Annotated in this window: 22 protein-coding genes; 12 read left to right on the top strand and 10 right to left on the bottom strand. The window is 73.7% G+C overall.

The window, feature by feature from the left end; genetic code table 11:
* Window positions 1–16: 16 nt before the first annotated feature.
* The 4 genes from ACSBPG_RS17205 (at window position 17) to ACSBPG_RS17190 (ending at window position 4040) form a co-directional block, all read left to right on the top strand.
* The gene (locus ACSBPG_RS17205; RefSeq protein WP_435538423.1) at window positions 17–2239 is read left to right on the top strand and encodes a heavy metal translocating P-type ATPase; all 2223 of its coding nucleotides are present in this window, start codon (window positions 17–19) and stop codon (window positions 2237–2239) included.
* Window positions 2240–2273: 34 nt separating this feature from the next.
* Window positions 2274–2753, top strand: a complete 480-nt coding sequence (locus tag ACSBPG_RS17200; protein ID WP_435538422.1) for a copper chaperone PCu(A)C — start codon at window positions 2274–2276, stop codon at window positions 2751–2753.
* Complete coding sequence (locus ACSBPG_RS17195; protein ID WP_435538421.1) at window positions 2750–3397, top strand: SCO family protein; 648 nt, start codon at window positions 2750–2752, stop codon at window positions 3395–3397. The genes ACSBPG_RS17200 and ACSBPG_RS17195 overlap by 4 nt, the downstream gene beginning before the upstream one ends.
* A gap of 175 nt (window positions 3398–3572) precedes the next feature.
* Window positions 3573–4040: a hypothetical protein gene (locus tag ACSBPG_RS17190; RefSeq protein ID WP_435538420.1), complete on the top strand. Its 468-nt coding sequence runs from the start codon at window positions 3573–3575 to the stop codon at window positions 4038–4040.
* A 184-nt stretch (window positions 4041–4224) separates the two neighbouring features.
* On the opposite strand, the gene ACSBPG_RS17185 is transcribed toward ACSBPG_RS17190, so the two are convergent.
* From ACSBPG_RS17185 to ACSBPG_RS17160, 6 genes are read right to left on the bottom strand one after another with little or no spacing between them, the layout of a single operon-like run.
* Window positions 4225–5040 (bottom strand): ABC transporter ATP-binding protein, encoded by an 816-nt coding sequence (locus ACSBPG_RS17185; protein WP_435538419.1) that lies wholly within the window; start codon window positions 5038–5040, stop codon window positions 4225–4227.
* On the bottom strand, window positions 5037–6098 hold the full coding sequence (locus tag ACSBPG_RS17180; protein WP_435538418.1) for a dihydrodipicolinate synthase family protein: 1062 nt from the start codon (window positions 6096–6098) through the stop codon (window positions 5037–5039). The genes ACSBPG_RS17185 and ACSBPG_RS17180 overlap by 4 nt, the downstream gene beginning before the upstream one ends.
* 26 nt (window positions 6099–6124) lie before the next feature.
* A complete protein-coding gene (locus ACSBPG_RS17175) occupies window positions 6125–6979 on the bottom strand; it encodes a GNAT family N-acetyltransferase (protein WP_435538417.1) in 855 nt (284 codons plus the stop codon).
* Entirely contained in the window at window positions 6966–8012 is a 1047-nt protein-coding gene (locus tag ACSBPG_RS17170) for an NAD-dependent epimerase/dehydratase family protein (RefSeq protein WP_435538416.1), read from the bottom strand. The genes ACSBPG_RS17175 and ACSBPG_RS17170 overlap by 14 nt, the downstream gene beginning before the upstream one ends.
* Window positions 8009–8821 carry an ABC transporter permease gene (locus ACSBPG_RS17165; protein ID WP_435538415.1) on the bottom strand — a complete coding sequence of 271 codons (813 nt, stop codon included), beginning with the start codon at window positions 8819–8821 and terminating at the stop codon, window positions 8009–8011. Before ACSBPG_RS17165 ends, ACSBPG_RS17170 begins: the two co-directional genes overlap by 4 nt.
* A 56-nt stretch (window positions 8822–8877) precedes the next feature.
* Window positions 8878–9567, bottom strand: coding sequence for a TetR/AcrR family transcriptional regulator (locus tag ACSBPG_RS17160; protein WP_435538414.1), 690 nt, complete (start codon window positions 9565–9567; stop codon window positions 8878–8880).
* A 129-nt stretch (window positions 9568–9696) separates the two neighbouring features.
* Between ACSBPG_RS17160 and ACSBPG_RS17155 the strand changes: the two genes are divergently transcribed.
* From ACSBPG_RS17155 to ACSBPG_RS17145, 3 genes are all read left to right on the top strand, one after another.
* On the top strand, window positions 9697–10692 hold the full coding sequence (locus ACSBPG_RS17155; protein WP_435538413.1) for an ABC transporter substrate-binding protein: 996 nt from the start codon (window positions 9697–9699) through the stop codon (window positions 10690–10692).
* A 367-nt stretch (window positions 10693–11059) separates the two neighbouring features.
* Window positions 11060–11419 carry a hypothetical protein gene (locus ACSBPG_RS17150; protein WP_435538412.1) on the top strand — a complete coding sequence of 120 codons (360 nt, stop codon included), beginning with the start codon at window positions 11060–11062 and terminating at the stop codon, window positions 11417–11419.
* Entirely contained in the window at window positions 11325–12020 is a 696-nt protein-coding gene (locus ACSBPG_RS17145; protein ID WP_435538411.1) for a nucleotidyl transferase AbiEii/AbiGii toxin family protein, read from the top strand. Before ACSBPG_RS17150 ends, ACSBPG_RS17145 begins: the two co-directional genes overlap by 95 nt.
* Before the next feature lie 6 nt (window positions 12021–12026).
* Here the strand turns inward: ACSBPG_RS17145 and ACSBPG_RS17140 are convergent, their stop codons facing one another.
* Window positions 12027–12929: a LysR family transcriptional regulator gene (locus ACSBPG_RS17140; protein ID WP_435538410.1), complete on the bottom strand. Its 903-nt coding sequence runs from the start codon at window positions 12927–12929 to the stop codon at window positions 12027–12029.
* Between the two features lie 119 nt (window positions 12930–13048).
* Between ACSBPG_RS17140 and ACSBPG_RS17135 the strand changes: the two genes are divergently transcribed.
* Entirely contained in the window at window positions 13049–14050 is a 1002-nt protein-coding gene (locus ACSBPG_RS17135; RefSeq protein WP_435538409.1) for an aldo/keto reductase, read from the top strand.
* A 52-nt stretch (window positions 14051–14102) separates the two neighbouring features.
* On the opposite strand, the gene secD is transcribed toward ACSBPG_RS17135, so the two are convergent.
* Complete coding sequence (gene secD, locus ACSBPG_RS17130; protein WP_435538408.1) at window positions 14103–16670, bottom strand: protein translocase subunit SecD; 2568 nt, start codon at window positions 16668–16670, stop codon at window positions 14103–14105.
* Window positions 16671–16922: 252 nt separating this feature from the next.
* The gene (locus ACSBPG_RS17125; protein WP_435538407.1) at window positions 16923–17381 is read right to left on the bottom strand and encodes a hypothetical protein; all 459 of its coding nucleotides are present in this window, start codon (window positions 17379–17381) and stop codon (window positions 16923–16925) included.
* 158 nt (window positions 17382–17539) lie between these two features.
* Between ACSBPG_RS17125 and ACSBPG_RS17120 the strand changes: the two genes are divergently transcribed.
* Entirely contained in the window at window positions 17540–18538 is a 999-nt protein-coding gene (locus ACSBPG_RS17120; protein WP_435538406.1) for a M23 family metallopeptidase, read from the top strand.
* A 31-nt stretch (window positions 18539–18569) separates the two neighbouring features.
* Here the strand turns inward: ACSBPG_RS17120 and ACSBPG_RS17115 are convergent, their stop codons facing one another.
* On the bottom strand, window positions 18570–19535 hold the full coding sequence (locus ACSBPG_RS17115) for an alpha/beta hydrolase (RefSeq protein WP_435538405.1): 966 nt from the start codon (window positions 19533–19535) through the stop codon (window positions 18570–18572).
* Between the two features lie 78 nt (window positions 19536–19613).
* Here ACSBPG_RS17115 and ACSBPG_RS17110 point away from each other — a divergent pair, with 78 nt between their 5' ends.
* The 3 genes from ACSBPG_RS17110 (at window position 19614) to ACSBPG_RS17100 (ending at window position 21131) form a co-directional block, all read left to right on the top strand.
* Window positions 19614–20231 (top strand): TetR/AcrR family transcriptional regulator, encoded by a 618-nt coding sequence (locus ACSBPG_RS17110; protein WP_435538404.1) that lies wholly within the window; start codon window positions 19614–19616, stop codon window positions 20229–20231.
* Between the two features lie 235 nt (window positions 20232–20466).
* On the top strand, window positions 20467–20712 hold the full coding sequence (locus ACSBPG_RS17105; protein ID WP_435538403.1) for a FitA-like ribbon-helix-helix domain-containing protein: 246 nt from the start codon (window positions 20467–20469) through the stop codon (window positions 20710–20712).
* Entirely contained in the window at window positions 20712–21131 is a 420-nt protein-coding gene (locus ACSBPG_RS17100; RefSeq protein WP_435538402.1) for a type II toxin-antitoxin system VapC family toxin, read from the top strand. Before ACSBPG_RS17105 ends, ACSBPG_RS17100 begins: the two co-directional genes overlap by 1 nt.
* The last annotated feature ends 20 nt before the right edge of the window (window positions 21132–21151 follow it).

Below are 21151 nucleotides of genomic sequence, written 5' to 3'. Positions count from 1 at the left end.
GTGTCCGATGCAGGAGATGCCCGCAGCCGCAACCGCCGGAACGCCGAGCCTGCGCTACAAGGTGTCGGGCATGGACTGCCCGAGCTGCGTCGCCAAGGTCGAGACGGCCTTGCGGCGCCTTCCCGGCGCCGAGGACGTCAGCCTCAGCTACCAGTCCCAGATCCTCCGGCTGCGGCTGGACGAAACGGCCACGCCGCGGGAGATCCTCGAAAGCACGATCCGCAGGCTCGGGTTCGGGGTCGAGGACGTGGAGCGCGTCGCGGTCGTCCGCGACGCCGCGGCCGACGATGCCGCCACCGCACCCGCGCAGGGGCCCCGGTGGGCGGCGTGGTGGTCGGCATGGTGGGGGGCGCCGAAGGCCAGGCTGACGGCCCTCATCGCGCTTCTCGTCGCCCTGGGCGGCCTGGTGTCGTGGCTGGTTCCGGCGCTGGGGGACCATGCGCTCGTTCCCGCCGCGGCGCTCGGCCTCGCCGTGTTCGGCCGCCGTGCCGCGGCGCTCGCCCGCATGGGCTCGCCCTTCAGCATCGAGATGCTGATGTCGGTCGCCACCGCGGGCGCCCTGGTCATCGGCGAGACGGCCGAGGCCTCCGTCGTGGTCCTGCTGTTCGCCGTCGGCGAGCTGCTGGAGGGTGTCGCCGCGGGCACCGCCCGCTCCGGCATCGCCGCGCTGGCGGCCCTGGTCCCCCGCACGGCGCTGCTCCTCGACGGCGAGGCCGCGCGCGAGGTCGCCGCGTCGCGGCTGGAGATCGGCCAGGTCGTCCTGGTCCGCCCCGGCGACCGCGTGCCGGCCGACGGCGAGGTGATCGAGGGTGAATCGGACGTCGACGAATCCCCGGTGACGGGGGAATCCGTCCCCGTCGCCAAGACCGCCGGCGCGCCCGTCTTCGCCGGCGGGATCAACGCCACCGGGGCGCTGCGGGTCCGCGTCACGCGGGCGGCCGCCGACAACACGATCGCCCGCATCCTCCACCTCGTCGAGGAGGCCCAGGCCGGCAAGGCGCCGACCGCCCGCTTCATCGAGCGGTTCAGCGCGCGCTACACGCCGGCGGTCATCCTCGTGGCGCTCCTCGCCGTGCTGGTGCCGCCGCTCGCCTTCGGCGCGGACTGGCACACGTGGATCTACCGCGGCCTCGCCCTGCTGCTGATCGGCTGCCCGTGCGCCCTGGTCCTGTCGACGCCCGCCGCCATCACCTCCGGCATCGCCGCCGGGGCGCGCCGCGGCCTCCTGATCAAGGGCGGCGCCGCCCTGGAGGCGATCGGCCGGGTGCGCGCCATCGCCTTCGACAAGACCGGCACCCTCACCCGGGGACGGCCGCGGGTGACCGACCTCGTCCCGCTGGCCGGGACCGAGCGCTCGCTGCTCGGGCTGGCGGCCGCCGTGGAGAACGGCTCCGGCCACCCCGTCGCCCGCGCCATCCTGGAGCGCGCGGCGGCCGACGGCGTGCCGCTCCGCCCGGCCCGCGACCACAAGGCCGTTCCCGGCCGGGCGGCGCAGGCGACCGTCACCGGCCGGCTCGTCGAGGTCGGCTCGCCCCGCCACGCCGCGGAGCGCTGCGGTCCGGACGCCGTGCCGGGCGACCGCATCGCCGCCTTGGAGGACGCCGGCAAGACGGTGGTCGTGGTCGTCGCCGACGGCCGGCCGGTCGGCCTCGTCGCGCTGCGCGACGAGCCGCGCCCCGACGCCGGGACGGCGGTCGCCGCGCTGCGGGACCTGGGCATCCGCAGCGTCATGCTGACCGGCGACAACCGCCGCACCGGACGGGCCATCGGCCGCGGCCTGGGCATCGACGTGAAGGCCGAGCTCCTGCCCGGGGACAAGCTGCGGGAGATCGCCGCCCTCAAGGCCGGGGCTCCCGTGGCGATGGTCGGCGACGGCATCAACGACGGCCCGGCGCTGGCCGCCGCGGACGTCGGCATCGCCATGGGCGGCGGCACGGACGTCGCCCTGGAGACCGCGGACGCGGCGCTGCTGGGCGACCGGGTCGCGGGCGTCGCCGAACTCGTCGCGCTGTCGCGGGCGACGCTGGCGAACATCCGCCAGAACGTCGCCTTCGCGCTCGGCCTCAAGGCCCTGTTCCTGGTGACCACCCTGACCGGCGCGACGGACCTCTGGCTGGCCATCCTGGCCGACACCGGGGCCACGGTGATCGTGACCCTGAACGCCATGCGCCTGCTCCGCCACGGCCGTCGACGGGACGGCACGCCCGATCCCGCGGCGTCACGGCGGCCGCCGGCTTGACCCTGGACACCTTCCCACCCTTCGAGGAGCACGGATGTCGAAGCACCCGATCCTGACCACCGCCCTGGCGCTCGCCGTCGCCCTTCCCGCCGCGGCGTGGGCCGAAGCCGCGCGCGTCGGCGACGTCGTCGTCGAGCGGGCATGGGCGCGGGCGACCCTCCCCGCCGCGCCGACCGGCGCCACCTACCTGACCGTCAGGAACGTAGGGGCGCAGCCGGACCGCATCGTGTCCCTGCAGACGCCGGCCGCGGGTCATGCCACGGCCCACGCGACCACAATCGACGGCGGCGTCGCCAGGATGCAGGAGGCGGGCCCCCTGGCCCTGCCGCCGGGCGGCGTGATCGACATGAAGCCGGGCGGCACGCACATCATGCTGATGGACCTGAAGGAGGGATTGAAGCCCGGCCGGACCTTCGCCCTCTCCATCACCTTCGAGAAGGCCGGAACCGTCGAGGTGCCGGTGACGGTCGCCGGCCCCGGCGCCATGGGACCGGAGCGGGAGGAACGGCCATGACGGCCGTGCGGACCCTCCGGCGGGCGCTGTGGGCGGCGGCCGGCGTTGCCGCCCTCCTCTTCGCCATCCTGGTGCTCTCGACGGCCATGCCGTCGCCGCAGCCCGGCCGCGCGGTCGAGCGCGGCGGACCGGTCGCCGACACCGCCGACTGGACCTTGACGGACCATCGCGGCCGGCCCTTCACGGCGGCGGACCTCAACGCCGGCACCGGGCCGACCCTCCTCGTCTTCGGGTTCACCCATTGTCCCGACGTCTGTCCGACCTCCCTGTCGTACGTCGCCAACGTCCTGGAGGCGATCGGACCGGCGGCGGATTCGCTCCGGCCGCTGTTCATGACGGTCGATCCCGAACGCGACACGGTGCCCGTCATGGCCGACTACGTCGCGCTCTTCGACCGGCGCATCGTCGGGTTGACCGGCACGCCCGACGAGACGGCCAAGGCGGCCAGGGATCTCGGCGTCTACGTCCGCAAGGTCCCCCAGGAGGGCGGCGGCTACGGCGTGGACCACACCGCGACCATGCTCCTGCTCGACCGCGACGGCCGGGTGCGCAGCACCCTGGACATCCATGAGAAGCCGCAGGTCGCCGTCGAGAAGGTGAAGCTCCTGCTCGGCGACGAGGGCCGCCCTGTCAGCAAATCCTGACCGTGCCGACGCTGACGAGGCGGGTTGCCAGGACGACCCGTTCGAGGTGGAATGGGGGTCCAGGAACGCATCGAGGCTTCGCGGCCGAGGATGCGTGCGACGCTGGAGCCGAGCCGACGGCTCCCCGACCGGTCGCACGCCCGCCCGTGTGCCGCCCGAAAAAGAGGAGGCCCCCATGACCCGGACGCACCTCCCGGCGGAGCACGCCGAGGACCGGCGCCACGTAGCCGAGGAAGCCCGCGCCGACGCCGAACGGAAGCGCGAGGTCGCCGAACGGGAACGGGACGCGGCGTTCCAGCGCCACGTCGAGGCCGAGGACACGCGCGTCGTCGCCGAAGAAGGGCGGCTCACGGGCGAGGCACAACGGCGGGAAGCCGAGGAATGGCGCATCGAGGACGAGGATCACCGCCGATCCAGCGAAGAGGCGAGATGCGCGGCGGAAGAGGCGCGCCAGGCCGAGGAGCGGGCGCGGCGGCTCCACGAGGAGGCCCGCGTCTTCGCCGAGGACGCCCGGTCCTACGCCGAGCAGGCGCGGACCGAGGCGGAACGGGCGCGCGCGGCCGCCGACGAGCAGCGCCAACTCCTGGAGGAGATGCGGGAAACCGTGCGGCGGTACGAGGCCCTGCTGGCCGGGGGCGGGTGAACGGCCTCCGTCGTCCCCCGGCCGGCGCCGCGGCTCGCCGGTGTCATACCCCCGAGCGGAAACCCAGACCCACGAGTGCCCCCACCCCGACCCTCCCCCGCTGCGCAGGGGAGGGAGGGGACCCGCGGCGGAGCCGTGGGGAAGGTGGGGGCAGGAGGTGTGCCAGCCATTCCGCTCGCCGGTGTCAGTCCATCCCCAGCAGGTGGTAGATGCGCTTGGTGTAGGCGCCGAACCCCTCGGTCGTCTTGACGTCGAGGGTGCGCGGGAAGGGCAGGGCGATGTCGAAATGGTCGGCCATGCGTGCCGGCCCGGCGGTCAGCACGGCGCAGTGCGAGCCGAGGAACACCGCCTCCTGGATGGAGTGGGTGACGAAGATGATGGTCTTGCGGCTCTGTTGCCAGATGCGCAGCATCTCCAGGTTCATCTTCTCCCGCGTCAGCGCGTCGAGCGCGCCGAAGGGCTCGTCCATCAGGATCAGCTTGGGGTCGTGCACCAGGGCGCGGGCGATGGCGGCGCGCTGCTGCATGCCGCCCGACAGCTCGTATGGGCGCTTGTGCTCGTAGCCGGCCAGCCCGACCATGGCCAGCAGGTCGCGCGCCCGCTCCGCCGCGGCGCGCCGCGGCAGGCCGAGGATCTCCGCCGGCAGGGTGACGTTCTCCAGGATGGTGCGCCATTTCAGGAGCAGCGCCTGCTGGAACACCATGCCGACGTCGCGGCCGGGAACGAAGGCCGAGGCGCTGGTGCCGATGCGCACCTCGCCCTCGTCGGCGTCGTGCAGCCCGGCCAGGATCTTCAGCAGCGTGCTCTTGCCGCAGCCGCTGGGCCCGACCAGCGAGACGAGATCGCCCTCGGCGACGTCCATGGTGACGTCGGAGATGGCGACGGCGGCGCGGCCGCCGCTGCGGTAGGTCTTGCGCACGTTGCGCAGGCGGATCAGCGGCTCGGCGGGGGCCCCGGCCGGCCGGGGCGGCGGGGCGGCGGAGGGGGCGGCGCTCGTCATGACAGCCAGCGCTCCAGGTTCTCGGCGACGAACGCGTCGTCGGACAGGTCGGCGTGCTCGCGGCAGACGCGGTCGATCGCGGCGGCCTGGCCCGGGCTCAGCCCCTCCGCCGGGTCGAGGCACCAGGTGCCCTCCAGCAGGCCCTGGCGGCGCAGCACCTCGTGGCAGCCGGCGATGCAGCCGTGGAAGTCGTGGGCCACGTCGAAGAAGGCGGCGTTGCAGTCGGTGACCCGGGAGTCGAGGGCCAGCACCTCGGGCGGCACCGCGCCGGCCTCCGCCGCCGCGTGCAGGCGCTCCAGCAGGCGCACGGCGCTGCGCGTCCACACCGACCAGTGGCCGAGCAGGCCGCCGCGGAAGCGCACCGTCACCGGCCGGCCGTCGCGCATCACGGTGAAGGGCGTCACCAGGTCGAGCACGATGTGGTCGTCGTTGCCGGTGTAGAGGGTGACCCGCTCCTCCGCCCGCGCCGCGACGACGCCGCGCACCACGTCGAGCGTGCGGTAGCGGTTGAAGGGCGCCACCTTGATGGCCACCACGTTGTCGATGGCGGCGAAGCGGGCCCAGAAACCGGCGTCCAGGGACAGCCCGCCGACCGCCGGCTGCAGGTAGAAGCCGACCAGCGGGATCTCGTCGGCGACCCGCCGGCAATGGTCGACGATGGCGTCGGCGCCGGCGCCCCTGAAGGCGGCGAGGCTGAGCAGCCCGGCGTGGTAGCCCAGCCGCACGGCGGCGCGCGCCTCGGCCACCGCCTGTTCGGTGCCGCCGCACACGCCGGCCACCATCGCCAGCGGCCGGTCGGTCCAGGCCCGTGCGTCCTCGGCGGCGGCGGCGAGCACCGGCTCGTACAGGCCGACGTCGCGGATGGCGAACTGGGTGGTGTGGACGCCGACCGCCAGCCCGCCGGCGCCGGCGTCGACGTAGTAGCGGGTCAGCGCCCGCTGCCGGCGCCGGTCGAAGCGGCGCCCGGCGTCGAGGGCCAGCGGGTGGGCCGGGATGGCGGCACCCCGGCGCAGGACGCTGAGAACCTCGGGCGGCAGGTCGGTGCGGTGCAGGGCCATGATGTCTTCCTCGGTGACGCGGGCGGTTATCCGAATTCGGGGCCGGCGGCCAGGACGAGGCGCCGGGGATCGCCGAACGGGGCGGAGCGGCCGCGCGCCATGCGCAGGAACGGCCGCTGCACGGTGAAGCCGCGGGCCTCCAGCCGGCGGCCGAGCGCGCCCCAGCCGTCGGCGAGGTCGAGCAGCACCGGCCCCGCCGCCGCGTCCAGCGCGGCGTCGAGCAGGGCGGCGGCGCTCGCCGGGTCGGCCGCCACCAGCGGGCCGATCTGGGTCGCCGTCCGGCCGGGGCGGGCCAGCACGAACCCGGAGCCGTCCGCCGTCACGAACGCGCAGCCCGGCGCGCGGCGGTGGACATCCTCCAGGAGGAAGCGGCGGGACGCGCCGAAGGCGGCCGCGTCGGCGGCCACCGCCGCCGGCAGGTCGGCCGTCGCCAGGGCGCGCACGCCGGCCGCCGGCGGCCGGCCCTGCCCGGCGCCGCCCGGCCCCTGCCAGCGGGCGAGGCCGAACAGCGGCGCGAAGCCCAGCGGCCGGTAGACCGCCTCGCCCGCCGGCGTGGCGTCGAGCAGCGGCACCAGCGCACGCTCGGCGAGCGCGGCGAGGCAGGTCTCGAGGATGCGCGTGCCGAGGCGGGCGCGCCGGCGCGCCGCGGTGACCAGCACCATGCCGATCCAGGCGAAGCCGCCGTCGTAGGGCAGCACCGCCCCGGTCGCCACCGGCGGCCCGCCGACGCCGTCGCACAGGCCGAAGACGGTGCCGTGGCCGAGGAACAGGTCCCAGTCCGCCGCCGTCTGGTTCCAGCCGGCCTCCGCCGACAGGGCGAGGCAGCCGGCGCGCCGGCCCGCGTCGAGGACGGCCGGCGGCGCCGCGTCAGTAGGCTCCATCGCGGACCTCGAAGCGGGTCGGCTTGTCGTAGCTCGGCCGGCCGCGCGCCACCCAGTCGGCCACCCAGTCGACCATGCGGGCCAGCGGCACCGAGGGGTAGCCGAACAGGCCGGCGGCCTGGGCCGTGTTGGTCAGCCACGCCGTCGGCGCCTCGCCGCCGACGATCTCCGGCGCCTTGCCCAGGCGCTCGCCGAAGGCCCGGGCGAGCCAGCGCACCGAGATGGTCTCCGGGCCGGAGACGTTGATCGGCGTCGTCGGCGTGGTGGCGTGGCGCAGGCAGCGCAGCGCCTGGGCGTTGGCGTCGCCCTGCCAGATCACGTTGGCGTGGCCCATGGTGACGTCGACCGGCTCGCCGTCGCGCACCTTGCGCGCCACGTCGAACAGCACGCCGTAGCGCAGGTCGATGGCGTAGTTCAGGCGGAACAGGCGCCCCGGCGTCCCGTAGCGGTGCGAGAAGTGCTCGAAGATCCGCTCGCGGCCGATGCAGGACCAGGCGTATTCGCCGGGCGGGGTGAGCGGGCTGTCCTCGGTGGAGCCCTGGCTGCCGACCGGGACGAAGGGATAGACGCAGCCGGTGGAGAAGGCGACGATCCGCGATTCCCGGAAGGTCTCCGCCACCAGGGCCGGCACGTGGACGTTCATCGCCCAGGTCAGCCCCTGGTTGCCCTCGGCGCCGAACTTGCGGCCGGCCATGAAGATCACGTTGCGCACCTTCGGCAGCGCCGCGACGGCGGCGCGGTCGAACAGGTCGCAGGCGACGGTCTCGACGCCGTGGCGCTCCAGCCCCTCGCGCAGGCCCGGCTCGCTGAAGCGGGCGACGCCGATGACGCGCTTGTCCGGAGCGGCGTTGCGCGCCAGCCGGGCGAGCGTCGGCCCCATCTTGCCGCCGACGCCCAGCACCATGACGTCGCCGTCCACCGCCGCCAGGTCGGCGGCCAGCGCCCGCGTCGGCCGCGTCATGAAGGCCTCCACCTCCTCCGGCCCGTCGAACCGGTCGGGCAGCGGGGCGTCGTCGAGCCAGGCGGTGGTCATGTCATCCTCGCATCCTTGGGAACCAGCAGGTGCTCCATCAGCAGGACGGCGAGGTACAGGCCGATGCCGAGGAGCGTGAGCAGCGCCACGGCCATGAACATGGCCGGGGTGTCGAGCGAGGCCTGGACCTGGATCATCAGGTAGCCGAGGCCGCGCTCGGAGGCGATGAACTCGCCCACCACCGCGCCGGCGACGGCGAGGATGGCGGCGACCTTCATGCCGGAGAAGATGTAGGGCATGGCGCCGGGCAGCTGGATGTAGCGGAACGCCTGCCAGCGCGAGCCCTTCAGCGAGCGCACGAGGTCGAGCAGGTCGGGCTCGACCTCGCGCAGGCCGCGCACCGTGGTCAGCAGGATCGGGAAGAAGCAGAGCGTGAAGGTGATCAGCACGTTGGTGCCGATGCCGTAGCTGAACCAGACGATCACCAGCGGCCCCAGCGCCACCTTCGGCACCATGTTCAGGGTGACCAGCAGCGGGAAGAGCAGCAGCGTCAGCAGGCGCGACCACGAGAACAGCAGCGCCAGCAGCACCCCCAGCACCACCGACAGGGCGTAGCCGCCGAAGATCTCGGCCGCGGTGACCAGCGCGTTGTCGAGCCAGGCGTAGCTGTCCTTGCCGAGCGTGGCGAGCACCGCCGAGGGGGCGGGAAGGATGAAGGCGGGGATCGGGAACAGCCGCACCGCCGCCTCCCACAGCAGGAGCACGCCGAGATGCACGGCGGCGACCGCCAGCCATCCGCGGTAGCGGGCGGCGGTCTCCAGGGCGGCGGCCGGCGCGCGGTCGTCGGCCGTGTCCACGCGGCTCGTCATGGGCCCTCTCCTGTTCCCGTGGGGTCGGCCAAGCGTAGGCGGGGCGAACAGAACTGTCAACCAACTGGTTGGTTGATTGCCGGTCCGTCCGGCCGCAGCGCCGCCAGCACGAAGTCGATGACGTGGCGCCGCCGCCCCGCCACCGCCTTGGCGCTGTCCAGGTTGGTGGCGAAGATCGCCGAGAGCGTGCGGTTGTTGGAGAAGAAGAAGTAGGACAGGCCGGCGATCGAGACGTAGAGGTTGATCGGGTCGACGTCGGCGCGGAACACGCCGGCGCGCACGCCGCGCTGCAGCGCGTCGGCGATCATCTCGACCAGCGGCGAATGCATGGCGCGCACCGCGTCGGAGCCGCCGAGGTGCAGGGCGCCGTGGCGGTTCTCGTCGTTCAGCAGGGCGATGAATTCGGGGTGCTCGGCGAGATAGTCGAAGGAGAAGCCGACCAGCCGCTCCATCGCCGCCGCCGGCGGCAGGTCGGCCAGGTGCAGCGCCCGCTCGCGCGCGCGGATCTGGCCGTAGACCTCCTCCAGGGCGGCGCGGAACAGGTCGTCCTTGTTGCCGAAATGGTGGTAGACGAGCTGCTTGTTGACCCCGGCGCGGCGGGCGATCTCGTCGACCCGCGCCCCGGCCAGCCCCTTGTCGGCGAACTCCCCCACCGCCGCGGCGAGCAGCGCCCGGCGGGTGCCCTCGGGGTCCCGCCGCGCCGGGCGCTCGGCCAGGCCGCCGGCGGTGCGCGCGTTGTCGTCCATGGCGATCGTCCGTCCCGTCCGCTATCAACCAACCAGTTGATTGATAGTTGATCCAAAGCGCCGAGAAAGGCTAATGTTTTTTTTCCGGTTCGCGTCTCCGGCGGGCCCACCACAGGGAGAACGAGGCACATGACGACATCCGCGCCCATCGCCGCCCTCGTGGCGGCCGCTCTGCTGCTTCCCGGGGCCGCAGCGGCCAAGGAGGAGGTCAACCTGGTGCTGAACTGGGTGCCGACCGCCGACCACTCGCCCTACTACTACGCCAAGGCGCAGGGCTGGTACGACGCCGCCGGCATCGACCTGACGATCGAGACCGGCAAGGGCTCCGGCGTCTCGGCGCAGCGGGTCGGTGCCGGCATCTCGCAGCTCGGCATCGCCGACATGGCGACGGCGCTGCTGGCCCGCGGCAAGGGCGCCGACCTGGTGGCGGTGATGGCGGTCTACGCCAACTCCCCGCAGGGCTTCTACTGGCTGAAGAGCCGCGGCATCACCGGACCGAAGGACTTCCCCGGGCGCAAGATCGGCAACCCGCCGGGCGACGCGTCGCGGGTGATGTGGCCCGCCTTCGCCAAGCAGGTCGGCATCGACCCGGAGGCCGTCAGCTTCGTCAACGTCAGCCCGCAGGCCAAGGTGCCGTCGCTCAAGAGCGGCGCCATCGACATCACCAGCGACTTCTACAACGAGCACGACCTGAAGGTGCGCGAGTTTGGCGAGGACCTCGGCTTCCTCGCCTGGCGCGACGCCGGCATCAACCCCTACGGCAACGCCGTCATCGTCAACGGCGCCTACCTCAAGGAGCACCGCGACCTCGTCAAGGCCTTCACCGAGGTCAGCCAGCGCGCCTTCGCCGCCTGCGTGAAGGACGTCGGCCCCTGCCTGCAGGCGCTGATGGCCGAGGTCAGCGGCCTCGACGAGGCGAACCAGCGCGACCAGTGGAACCGCATCAAGGAGCTGATGCGCGACCCCACCACCACCACCGTCGCCCTCGGCGCCTTCGACGCGCAGCGGATGCGCAACGACTACGACATGGTGAAGACCTACTTCGGCATGGAGCAGCCGTTCGCCGTGGAGTCCGTCTACACCGACGATTTCCTGGATCCCGCGATCAAGATGACGGCGCCCTGAGCGGAGGCCGCCGCGGTCCGTCCCGGCTCTGCAAGAGCCCCTCTCTCCTGGTGGGCTAGCGGGCGACCGCCCCTCCCTCGGCCCCGCCGGGGGAGGGTGGCGTCCGAAGGACGCCGGGTGGGGGCTGGGTTTCGCAGCAGGGCCGAACCCCTGGCTGTGCAAAACTGGGGCGCCGGCTCGTCCTGCAAGACCAAGCCCCCGCCCTCCCAGCCTTCGGCCGGGCCCCTCCCTCCCCCGGCGGGGCCGAGGGAGGGCTTGTGACGCCCGTCGTCACGCCGGGTTCGACGCCCCGACGTGACCCGCGTTGCGGCGCGCGGCGGCCGGCGTTAGCCTTGCCGACGGATGCCAGGATGGGGAAGCGGCGGCGATGGATCGCAACGACGCGGCGGCGGACGCAGGACGGCGGCACCTGGAGTTCGTGCTCGCCACCGTCAACGCGCCGCGCCCCCGTCCCATGGACGCCGACACCTTCCTGCGCTGCCTCTTCGCGGATGCGCCGGATGCGCGATGGCGCCCCCACATGGAGGCGTTCTTCGACGAGGTGTCGGAAGAGGCGATCCACGACCTCGTGCTGGCCGGTCTCGTCGGTTTCGACGACCTGCGCCGCGCGGTGCGCATTTGGCAGGTGAGCGATGGACGAACCGTCCCCTGGATCGAGGAAATGGCCGGCCTCCCGCTGGCGCGACCTGCTGCGGGACGCCATCCGCCTGCTGGACAGTCTGGCTGATCCCCCGGCCTGGACCTTCGGCGGCGGCACGGCGCTGGCCGTCCATCTGAATCATCGCGTCAGCTACGACGTCGACGCCTTCGTCGCCGACGCCGACGTCGTGCGCGACCTGACCCCCGCGCGGAACCCGCTGACTCGACAGCTTCTGGACGGGCGCAAGTACGAATATCCCGGAAACTATCTGAAGCTCGACATGGGCGGCGGTGAAATCGACTTCATCGTCGGCGGGCGGCGCACCGACACGCCGTCCATCCCCTGGGATTTCGAGGGCCGGATCATCCGCATCGAGACTCCGTGGGAGACCGCTATCAAGAAGATCTTCTACCGGCCCTCGACCTTCAAGGTGCGCGACCTCTTCGATCTGGCGGCGGTGCTTGACCGGCATCACGACGCGGTGCGGCAGGCGCTGCCGGAGGTCGAGGACCGCCTGGACAAGCTGGTCGACCGCATCCAGCGGCTTGCTCCCGTGTACGCGGTCCGTGTCGCCGAGGACATCAACCCGACCGAGGACGGACGACGCTACATGACGGCCGAGGCGCCCGACCGCGTGCTGGCGTTCCTCGCGGCGTGGCGGAAGGACCGGCCCGCCGGCGCCGGCTGACGGCGGTCACGCGGCTCCCCTGCGCCACCGCGCGACGAAGGCGACGAAGGCGGCGAGCGCCGGCGGCGGCTGGCGGCGGCTGGGGTAGTAGAGGAACGGCCCGGAAAACGGCGGGCACCAGTCCTCCAGCACCGGCACCAGCCGTCCGGCGGCGATCAGGTCGCGGGTGTAGCCCTCGAAGGTCGCCAGGAAGCCGAGACCCTGCAGCGCCGCCTCGAGCTGCAGCGAGACCTGGCCGGCGGCGAAGCGCACGGGCGGGGAGACGCGCACCGTCCGGCCGTCCTTCTCGAGCTCCCAGGGCAGCCGCGCGCCGCTGGGGAAGACCGTGGCGATGCACGGGCACGCCTCCAGGTCCTCCGGCGCCCGCGGCACGCCGTAGCGCTCCAGCACGGCGGGGGCGGCGACGACGACGTAGCGTTCCGGCGGCCCCAGCGGAACGGCCACCATGTCCTGCGCCAGCGTCTCCTCGTAGCGCACGCCGGCGTCGAAGCCGGCGGCGACGATGTCGACCAGCGAGGCGTCGATGACGATCTCCAGGTCGATGCGGGGATGCTGTGCCAGGAACGCCGGCACCATCGGCTTCAGCACCAGCTCGGCGGCGGGGGCCGGCGCGTTGATGCGCAGCCGGCCCGACGGCTCGCCGGCCCGGCTGCGGATTCGGTCGAGCGCGTCGCCCACCTGCCGCAGCGCCGGGCCGACCTCGCCGAGCAGCCGTTCCCCCGCCTCGGTGAGCGCCACGCTGCGCGTGGTGCGGTTGAGCAGGCGCACCCCCAGCCGCGCCTCCAGCTCGCGCAGCCGCTGGCTGAGGCCGGAGGCCGAGACGCGCAGCTCCTGCGCCGCCCGGCGGAAGTTGCGGTGCCGGGCCACGGTGGCGAAGGCGGTGAGGTCGCGCAGGTCGGGATCGTCCATTGTTCACATCGTCGAACGGCCTATTCAGCATTGTCCAGCTTATCGCACAACGTGCCCGCGGCCTATCGTCCTGCCGCACGAGGGGCGCACCGCCCCGATCCACCAGGAGGGACGACGTCATGGACCATCGCACGCTCGGCAGGACCGGCCCGGCCGTGTCGGTTCTGGGCCTCGGCTGCATGGGCATGTCGGGCATGTACGGCCCGGCCGACCGCGCCGAGAGCATCGCCACCATCCACGCCGCGCTGGAGGCCGGGGTGACCCTGCTCGACACCGGCGACTTCTACGGCATGGGCCACAACGAGATGCTGATCGGCGAGGCGCTGCGCGGCCGCGACCGCGACCGGGCGCTGGTCAGCGTCAAGTTCGGCGCCCTGCGCGACCCGGCCGGCGGCTGGTCGGGCTACGACGGACGCCCCGTCGCGGTGAAGAACTTCGTCACCTACTCGCTGCAGCGCCTCGGGCTCGACCACATCGACATCTACCGGCCGGCCCGCCTCGATCCGGCGGTGCCGATCGAGGACACCGTCGGCGCCATCGCCGACCTGGTCCAGGCCGGTTTCGTCCGCCACATCGGCCTGTCCGAGGTCGGCCCGGAGACCATCCGCCGCGCCCACGCCGTCCATCCCATCGTCGACCTGCAGATCGAGTATTCCCTGATCTCCCGCGGCATCGAGGACGCCATCCTGCCGACCTGCCGCGCCCTCGGCATCGGCGTCACCGCCTACGGCGTGCTGTCGCGCGGCCTGATCAGCGGCCACTGGAGCAAGGGCAAGGCGGGCGCCGGCGACTTCCGCGCCGCCGGCCCGCGCTTCCTCGGCGAGAACCTGGAGCACAACCTGGCCCTGGTGGAGCGCCTGCGCGCGGTCGCCGGGCGCATCGGCGTCTCGGTGGCGCAGGTCGCCATCGCCTGGGTGCTGGCGCAGGGCGCCGACATCGTGCCGCTGGTGGGCGCCCGCCGCCGCGACCAGTTGGCCGAGGCGCTGGGCGCCCTCGACGTCGCCCTGTCCGCCGGGGACCTCGCCGCGCTGGCCGAGGCGGTGCCGCCCGGCGCCGCCGCCGGCGCCCGCTACCCCGAGGCCCAGCTCGCCCACATGGACAGCGAGAAGGGCCGGGGGTAGGCGGCCGGCGCCCCGCCCGCCGCCGCCGGCGGCCACGGGCAGGGCGCCGTCGTCACGCGCCCGCGCGGGCGCCGGCGGTGGCCTCGTCGGCGCCGTTGTCGGCGCCGTTGTCGGCACCCTCCGGCCCGCCGCGGCGCAGCCGCCGCTCGCCGAGGTGGAGCAGGATGGGGGCGGCGATGAAGATCGACGAGGAGGTCGCGAGGACGGTGCCGAACAGCAGCACCAGCGCGAAGTCCCGCAGCGCCTCGCCGCCGAACAGCGCCAGCGGCACCGTCGCCAGGAACAGGGCCGTCGAGGTGGCGACCGTGCGGTCCAGCGTCTCGTTGATGCTGCGGTCGATCAGCGCCACCAGGGGCATGCGCCGGTACAGGCGCAGGTTCTCCCGCACCCGGTCGTAGACCACCACCTTGTCGTTGATCGAGTAGCCCATGATCGTCAGGATCGCGGCGATGGCGACGAGGTTGAACGGCATGCCGGTCAGGGCGAAGAAGCCGATGGTCTTCGTCACGTCGAGCAGCATGGTGACCACGGCGCCGACGCCGAACTGCCACTCGAACCGCACCCAGATGTAGCCGAGCATGGCGACGGAGGCGAGGGCCAGGGCCAGCATGCCCTGCCGGAACAGCTCGCCGCTGACCGAGGCGCCGACCGCCTCCACCCGCCGCACGGCGGCGCCGGGGAAGGACTCGGCCAGCGCCGCCTGCACCGCCCGGACGGCGGCCTGCTGGGCGGCGTCGCCGCCCTCCTGCCGCTCCAGGCGGATCAGCACGTCCGAGGGCTGGCCGAACCGCTGGAGCTGGACGGGGCCGAGCCCGAGGCCGCCGAGCGTGCCGCGCAGGGCCGGGAAGTCGGCCGGGCCGTCGGTCCTCACCTCGACGGCGATGCCGCCGGCGAAGTCGATCCCGTAGTTCAGCCCCGGCGAGACGAACAGCCCCACCGAGGCGAGGCTGAGCACGACCGACAGGAGAAGGCCGAGCCGCCGGCCGCGCATGAAGGGGATGCGCGTCTCCTGCGGCAGCAGGCGCAGGCGTGCGCCGGTCGGCAGGGCGGCGGGGCGCGTCCGGCGCAGCCAGGTGACCATCATCAGCCGGGTCACCACCGTGGCGGTGAACATGGAGGTGAGGATGCCGAGCGAGATCGTCACCGCGAAGCCCCGCACCGTCCCGGTGCCGATGACGTAGAGGAGCGCCATCTTGATCAGCGTCGTCAGGTTGGCGTCGGTGATGGTCGAGAAGGCGCGGGAGAACCCCGCCTCCATGGCGGCGAACGGCGACCGGCCGCGCCGCGTCTCCTCGCGGATGCGCTCGTTGATGAGGATGTTGGCGTCGACCGACATGCCGAGCGTGAGCAGCAGGCCGGCGATGCCCGGCAGGGTCAGGGTCGCCTCCAGCAGGCTGAGGGCGGCGACCGTCAGGAACAGGTTGAACACCAGGGCGACGTTGGCGAACACGCCGAACCGGCCGTAGCGGACCGTCATGTAGCCGACCACCAGCGCGAAGCCGACCAGGCAGGACAGGAGGCCGGCGCGGATCGCGTCGGCGCCAAGGTCCGGGCCGACGGTCCGTTCCTCGACGATGGTGAGCGGCGCCGGCAGCGCCCCGGCGCGCAGCAGCACCGCCAGCTCGTTGGCGCTCTGGGCCGAGAAGCGGCCGCTGATCTGCCCCTTGCCGCCGGTGATGGGCTCGCGGATCACCGGGGCGCTGATCACCCGGCCGTCGAGGACGATGGCGAAGGGCCGGCCCACGTTGTCGCCGGTCACCTGGGCGAAGCGGCGGGTGCCGGCGGCGTCGAAAGCGAAGTCAACGACCCAGCTTCCCGACCGCGGATCGAGGCTGGGACGGGCGTCGGTGAGGGAGGCGCCGTCCACCTCCACCCGCTTGCGCACCAGCATCCGCTGGCCGCCGAGCGCGGGGTCGGCGGAGGGGAGCCACTCCGTGCCCGCCGGCGCGGCGGCGCCCGGCCGGACCGTGCCGTCGCCGACGAGGCGGAAGGTCATCTTGGCCGTCTGCCCCAGCAGCGACTTGATGCGCGACGGATCGGCCACGCCGGGCAGCTGCACCAGGATGCGGTCGGCCCCCTGGCGGGCGATCACCGGCTCGTTGACGCCGGTCTCGTCGATGCGCCGGCGGACGATCTCGATGGACTGCTCGACCGCCCGCGTGCGCCGGCTCTCCAGCGCCGCCTCGGACAGGCGCAGGCGCACCGAGCCGTCGTCCGCCGCGTCGAGGGAGAACTCGGCCTCGCCGCCGGGGCCGGCCGAGGCCGGCGCCAGCAGGTCGCCGAGCAGCTCCCGCAGCCGGCCGGCCACGGCCGGGTCGGTCAGCCGGAAGGTCACGGCACCGTCGCCCGCGGCGAGCCCGGCGTAGCCGACCGCGGCCGCGCGCAGCGCGGTGCGGACCGACTCCTCGGCGGCGGCGAGCCGCTCGCGCGCGACCGCGTCGGAGTCCACCTCGAGCAGGAGGGACGAGCCGCCCTGGAGATCCAGCCCGAGATTGACGTGGTGATGCGGCATCCACGCGGGGAGCGCTCCGGGCGGCAGCAGGTTCGGGATGGTGAGGATGACGCCGAGGGCGCAGACGAGGATGGTCGTCCACGCCTTGAGCTTCGAGAAGTGCATCATCGGCGCGCTCCCGACGGGGGAAGCGGGCAGGGGGGAGTCGGGACGGCGGGCGCCGCCGTCCGGCGCGTCCGGCTGGACAGGGTCATGGGAGAACTCCTCGGGCCCGTCGGACGGGCCCGGTCGGGCGATCGGGAAAAGGGGTGCGCGGCGCGGCCGGCGGGCGCGGTCCGGCGACGCCCAGGGACGGGGCGCACGCCCGGACCGGCGGCCTCGCGGCGCCGGTCGTCGGCGGGGCTTCGGGGCCCCCCGGGGTCAGGCCGCCGGCGGGCCGGCCGGTGTTCGCAGGCTGGACCAGGCGCCGGACTGCGCCGGCGGCGCGACGTAGGATCGCGCCGCCGTCCCCAAGGCGACCCACGACGGGTCCGTCTGGAGCGGCACGGCCGGGCGGGCGGCGGCGGGTGGTGGCGGGGGCGGGCCGTTCAGGGCCTGCCGCGACGTCTCCAGGGCGGGCGCGGTCGGCAGGCTGAAGGCGTCGAGGGGCGGCTTGGTCCGGTGGATGGCGACGCCGACGACGCCGGCGTCGACCCCGTCGGTGACGGCGACGACGCCGCCGCGCGGACCGGGACCGGGCACGACGGACGGGTCCGCCGCCTCGTGCGCCGTCCACAGGAAGGCCATGAGAACGGCGGCGGCGGCGGCGAGCGCGACCGCCCGGCTCGCCCACGCGAGCCGGACACCGAGCCCGGACATCCCCTTGAGAAGGACCGTCACGCCGGAATCCCTTCGTTGCGCCGCCGGATCATGCCCGAGCGCCCCGGCGATTCCCACCGGAATCCGACGGCCCGGCCGGACGGGATCGGCGGTTGACCCGGTCGGCGGTCGCCGGCATCGTCTTCGTCCCGCCTCGCAGCCTTGCTCCCCGAGGATCGATGATCGGACTGGTTTTCGCCGCCGCCGTGCTGATCGCCGCCGCCCCGGCGCACGGCGCCGAAGCCGACGGCGCGCTGGCGCACGGCCGGGCGCTGACGCAATGGTCGTCGCCGGACAGCATGGAACGGCTCGCATCCGCGGCCGCCCCGGAACTCGCCGACATCATCCGCGGGCTCGGCGGGACGGCCGGTCTGTCCCGGTCGGTCGCCGCGCAGCTCGGGGACGAGCTCCGCGTGCTCGACGAGGGCGCCGTGACGCTGAACGGGCTGACCACCTACCGGCGGCTCGCCGCCCACGCGCGAGCCCCCGCGGTCCTCACCAGCGCCGCCTGGACCGCCGACGGCGCGGTGCAGGCGGCGAGCGTGCGGCCGGCACCGGTCGCCGCCGCGCCCCCGGGACCGGCTCCCGCCACGGCGCTGGCTCTGCCGTTGCCGAGGCCGCCCCAGGGGAGCTGGTTCACCGTCTGGGGCGGACGCAGCGTCGCCCGCAACTATCACATCGTGGCACCGGACCAGCGCTACGCCTACGACTTCGTCGTGGCGCGCGACGGCCGCACCTTCGAGGGCCCCGCCGACCGGCCGGAGTCCTACTTCTGCTGGGGCCTGCCCGTCCTCGCACCGGCCGCCGGGGAGGTCGTCGCGGTCGTCGACGGCATCCCCGACAACGTGCCGGTCGGCGCCATGAACCCGCGCCAGCCGCCCGGCAACCACGTGATCGTCCGGCACCGCCCCGGTGAGTATTCGCTGATCGCCCACCTGCGCGCCGGGTCGGTCGCGGTGCGCGCCGGCCAGCAGGTCGCCGCCGGCGCGCCGGTCGGCGCCTGCGGCAACAGCGGCAACTCCTCCGAACCGCACGTCCATTACCACCTGCAGAGCACGGGCACGTTCGGCGGCGACGCCCAGGGCCTGCCCGCGGTCTTCGAGGAGGCCGTCGTCGACGGCCGGCGCGTCGCCGCCGCCGTCCCGGAGCGCGGCCAGACCGTGGCCCCCGTGCCGTAGGCAGCGCGCGGCTCCGGAGCAGGCCGCGTCCTCAGGGCCGGCCGGCGGCGGCGGCGAAGGACGCGAGCTCCCGGCCGTAGCGGGCCGGTTCCTCGTAGAAGGGGCTGTGGCCGCTCTCGGCGAAGAGCGACAGCGTGCTGTCCGGACGGATCGCCTTGATGCGCTCCGACATCGCCACGCGCACCAGCCGGTCGTGCACGCCGTGGGTGAGCAGGATCGGCCCGGCGAAGTCCCGGAAGACGGGCTCGAGGTCCGTCGTCGCCGTCCGGACGAAGCCCTCGTTCACCGCCCGGGCGGTCATCCCGTTGACGACGAGCATCCGCTCCCACGCGGCCCCCGTCGGCGGCCGATGGAAGCACGCCGCGAGAAACTCCGCGGTGGCGGCCGACCGCTCCGCCAGATCGTGCGACGTCGTGGTCGCCGTGAACCGTCCGGCCTCCTCGGTGAGGAGGTCCGGCGACAGCTTGGTCACGGCGTCGACCAGATTGACCCCGGCAAGCCCCGACCCGCCGTACTTGCGCAAGTAGGCGCCGGCGACGAACCCGCCGAGCGACCAGCCCACGAGCACGGGACGGCGCAGCCCGGCGGCGGCCACCACGGCCGCGACGTCGTCGGCCCACAGATCGGCGTCGCCATAGGCGTCGAGGGGGACCGGCTTGTCGGAATCGCCGTGGCCGCGCAGATCGAAGCGGACCAGGCGGAAGCCTGCCAGCGCCGGATCGGCGAACTGCCCGTCCCAGCTCAGCCGGCTCTGGCGCAGGCCATGGATGAACAGGATCTCCGGCGCCTGCGGGTCGCCCTGCGCATCGCCCAGCAGCACCGTCCCGTCCGACGAGCGCGCGGAGAAGGCCGTACGTCGCTCCGCCCCGCCGCCGGCAGCCGCCGCAGCGGCGTCGCCACCGGCGGCGCGCGCCTGCGCGATCCCGGCCCCCGCGTTTGCGGCCAGGGCGGCGAGGCCGGCCGCGCCGGCCAGGAAGGACCGTCTGGAGTGTCCCATGATCGAACCCCATGTTGTTTAGTGATCGCTATTCAACATGCTTGACGCCGGCTGTCAAGCCGTTGTTTAATGGCCGCTATGGAACGAGGAGCGCGATCGCGCGGCGGCCGGCCCTGGAGCTTCGACCGGGACGAGGCCGTCGACATCGCCATGCGGCTGTTCTGGCGGCATGGCTACGAAGGGGTGTCCGTCAGCGATCTGACCCGGGCGATCGGCGTCGCGCCGCCGAGCCTCTACGCGGCGTTCGGCAGCAAGGCCGGGCTCTACCGCGAGGCGATGGCGCGCTACGAGGAGACGTTCGGCTCGTTCGACGGGGTGGCGCTGCCGGCGACCGCCTCCCTTGCCGAGGCCGTCCGGCGGCTGCTCGAAGGCGCCGTCCGGGCGGTCACCCATCCCGACCGCGAACGCGGGTGCATGATCTCCAGCGGCATGGTCGCCTGCCACGCGGACCACGCCGAGCTCGCGCGCGAGGCGGGCGCCCGGCGCGGCGCGATGCGCGACCGGATCGAGCGGCTGCTCCAGCCGTTCGCCGCGCCGGACGTGGGGCACGGGCTGGCCCGGCATCTGGCGGCCGTCATGCAGGGCATGTCGATCCAGGCCCGCGACGGCGCGACGCCGGCGGAGCTGCAGGACATCGTCGACAGCGTCGTTGCCGGCATCGCCGCGCGGACGGACGCGAACGGGCGCCGGGCCTGAGGGCGTCGTCGCGGTGGCGGCCGGCGGAACGGGCGCCGTGCGCCTCGGCGCAAGGCGGCCGTATCGGGTGGCACGTCATCGATTCCCCATGCCCCGCCCCGGCCGACGAACCACCCGGCACCGTCAAGTCGTTGAAGGTGGCGGCTCGGGAGGGTAGACCCAAACAAGCCCCGCGCCGTTGCAATCATTGCAATCACTGCTTAACATCAGCGCCGAATACGCTCGGGAGCCACCGATGGCCAGCATCACAATCCGGAACTTGGAGGATCCCTTGAAGGCCCGGCTGCGGGTACGTGCCGCGCACCACGGCCGCTCCATGGAAGAGGAGGCCCGTCACATTCTGCGCGCGGCACTCACGGAAGAACGACAGCCCGTGACGCACCTCGGGAACGCCATCCGACAGCGGTTCGCGCCGTTCGGTGGCGTTGACGTGCCGGACGTGGGCCGCGAGCCTCTGCGCACGCCGCCGAGCTTCGACTGATGATCGTCTTGGACACCAACGTGCTCTCGGAACTGATGCGCCCTGCACCGTCCGAAGCCGTCTTCCACTGGGTGGCTGGGCGACCCGCTGCCAGCCTGTTCACGACAACCATCACCCAGGCGGAAATCCTGTTCGGTCTCGCCCTGCTGCCGGAAGGGCGTCGCCGGAGCGACCTGTTGGCGGCCGCCGAGCAGATGTTTGCCGAAGACTTCGCCGGCCGAGTTCTGCCTTTCGACGCTGCGGCCGCCACGGCATTCGCGCCCATCGCGGCGGGACGGCGTCAGAAAGGCCGGCCGACTGGGGCTTTCGATGCACAGATTGCCGCCATTGCAACGTCTCGGAGCGCCGCATTGGCAACCAGAAACGTGGCGGATTTCCAGGATTGTGGGCTCCCCATCGTTAATCCCTGGGAACGCTGACGGGCCCGCCTCACGCAGAG

Origin of the sequence: Azospirillum sp. ST 5-10, from assembly GCF_051225715.1 — a bacterium.
GTDB lineage: Bacteria > Pseudomonadota > Alphaproteobacteria > Azospirillales > Azospirillaceae > Azospirillum.
This window is presented reverse-complemented; position numbering and strand designations above follow the sequence as displayed.

Bases quoted from the DNA above. Each gene is read 5' to 3' on its own strand.
- ACSBPG_RS17205 (WP_435538423.1), top strand. From the start codon at position 17: ATGCCCGCAGCCGCAACCGCCGGAACGCCGAGCCTGCGCTACAAGGTG.
- ACSBPG_RS17200 (WP_435538422.1), top strand. From the start codon at position 2,274: ATGTCGAAGCACCCGATCCTGACCACCGCCCTGGCGCTCGCCGTCGCC.
- ACSBPG_RS17195 (WP_435538421.1), top strand. From the start codon at position 2,750: ATGACGGCCGTGCGGACCCTCCGGCGGGCGCTGTGGGCGGCGGCCGGC.
- ACSBPG_RS17190 (WP_435538420.1), top strand. From the start codon at position 3,573: ATGACCCGGACGCACCTCCCGGCGGAGCACGCCGAGGACCGGCGCCAC.
- ACSBPG_RS17185 (WP_435538419.1), bottom strand. From the start codon at position 5,040: ATGACGAGCGCCGCCCCCTCCGCCGCCCCGCCGCCCCGGCCGGCCGGG.
- ACSBPG_RS17180 (WP_435538418.1), bottom strand. From the start codon at position 6,098: ATGGCCCTGCACCGCACCGACCTGCCGCCCGAGGTTCTCAGCGTCCTG.
- ACSBPG_RS17175 (WP_435538417.1), bottom strand. From the start codon at position 6,979: ATGGAGCCTACTGACGCGGCGCCGCCGGCCGTCCTCGACGCGGGCCGG.
- ACSBPG_RS17170 (WP_435538416.1), bottom strand. From the start codon at position 8,012: ATGACCACCGCCTGGCTCGACGACGCCCCGCTGCCCGACCGGTTCGAC.
- ACSBPG_RS17165 (WP_435538415.1), bottom strand. From the start codon at position 8,821: ATGACGAGCCGCGTGGACACGGCCGACGACCGCGCGCCGGCCGCCGCC.
- ACSBPG_RS17160 (WP_435538414.1), bottom strand. From the start codon at position 9,567: ATGGACGACAACGCGCGCACCGCCGGCGGCCTGGCCGAGCGCCCGGCG.
- ACSBPG_RS17155 (WP_435538413.1), top strand. From the start codon at position 9,697: ATGACGACATCCGCGCCCATCGCCGCCCTCGTGGCGGCCGCTCTGCTG.
- ACSBPG_RS17150 (WP_435538412.1), top strand. From the start codon at position 11,060: ATGGATCGCAACGACGCGGCGGCGGACGCAGGACGGCGGCACCTGGAG.
- ACSBPG_RS17145 (WP_435538411.1), top strand. From the start codon at position 11,325: ATGGACGAACCGTCCCCTGGATCGAGGAAATGGCCGGCCTCCCGCTGG.
- ACSBPG_RS17140 (WP_435538410.1), bottom strand. From the start codon at position 12,929: ATGGACGATCCCGACCTGCGCGACCTCACCGCCTTCGCCACCGTGGCC.
- ACSBPG_RS17135 (WP_435538409.1), top strand. From the start codon at position 13,049: ATGGACCATCGCACGCTCGGCAGGACCGGCCCGGCCGTGTCGGTTCTG.
- secD (WP_435538408.1), bottom strand. From the start codon at position 16,670: ATGATGCACTTCTCGAAGCTCAAGGCGTGGACGACCATCCTCGTCTGC.
- ACSBPG_RS17120 (WP_435538406.1), top strand. From the start codon at position 17,540: ATGATCGGACTGGTTTTCGCCGCCGCCGTGCTGATCGCCGCCGCCCCG.
- ACSBPG_RS17115 (WP_435538405.1), bottom strand. From the start codon at position 19,535: ATGGGACACTCCAGACGGTCCTTCCTGGCCGGCGCGGCCGGCCTCGCC.
- ACSBPG_RS17110 (WP_435538404.1), top strand. From the start codon at position 19,614: ATGGAACGAGGAGCGCGATCGCGCGGCGGCCGGCCCTGGAGCTTCGAC.
- ACSBPG_RS17105 (WP_435538403.1), top strand. From the start codon at position 20,467: ATGGCCAGCATCACAATCCGGAACTTGGAGGATCCCTTGAAGGCCCGG.
- ACSBPG_RS17100 (WP_435538402.1), top strand. From the start codon at position 20,712: ATGATCGTCTTGGACACCAACGTGCTCTCGGAACTGATGCGCCCTGCA.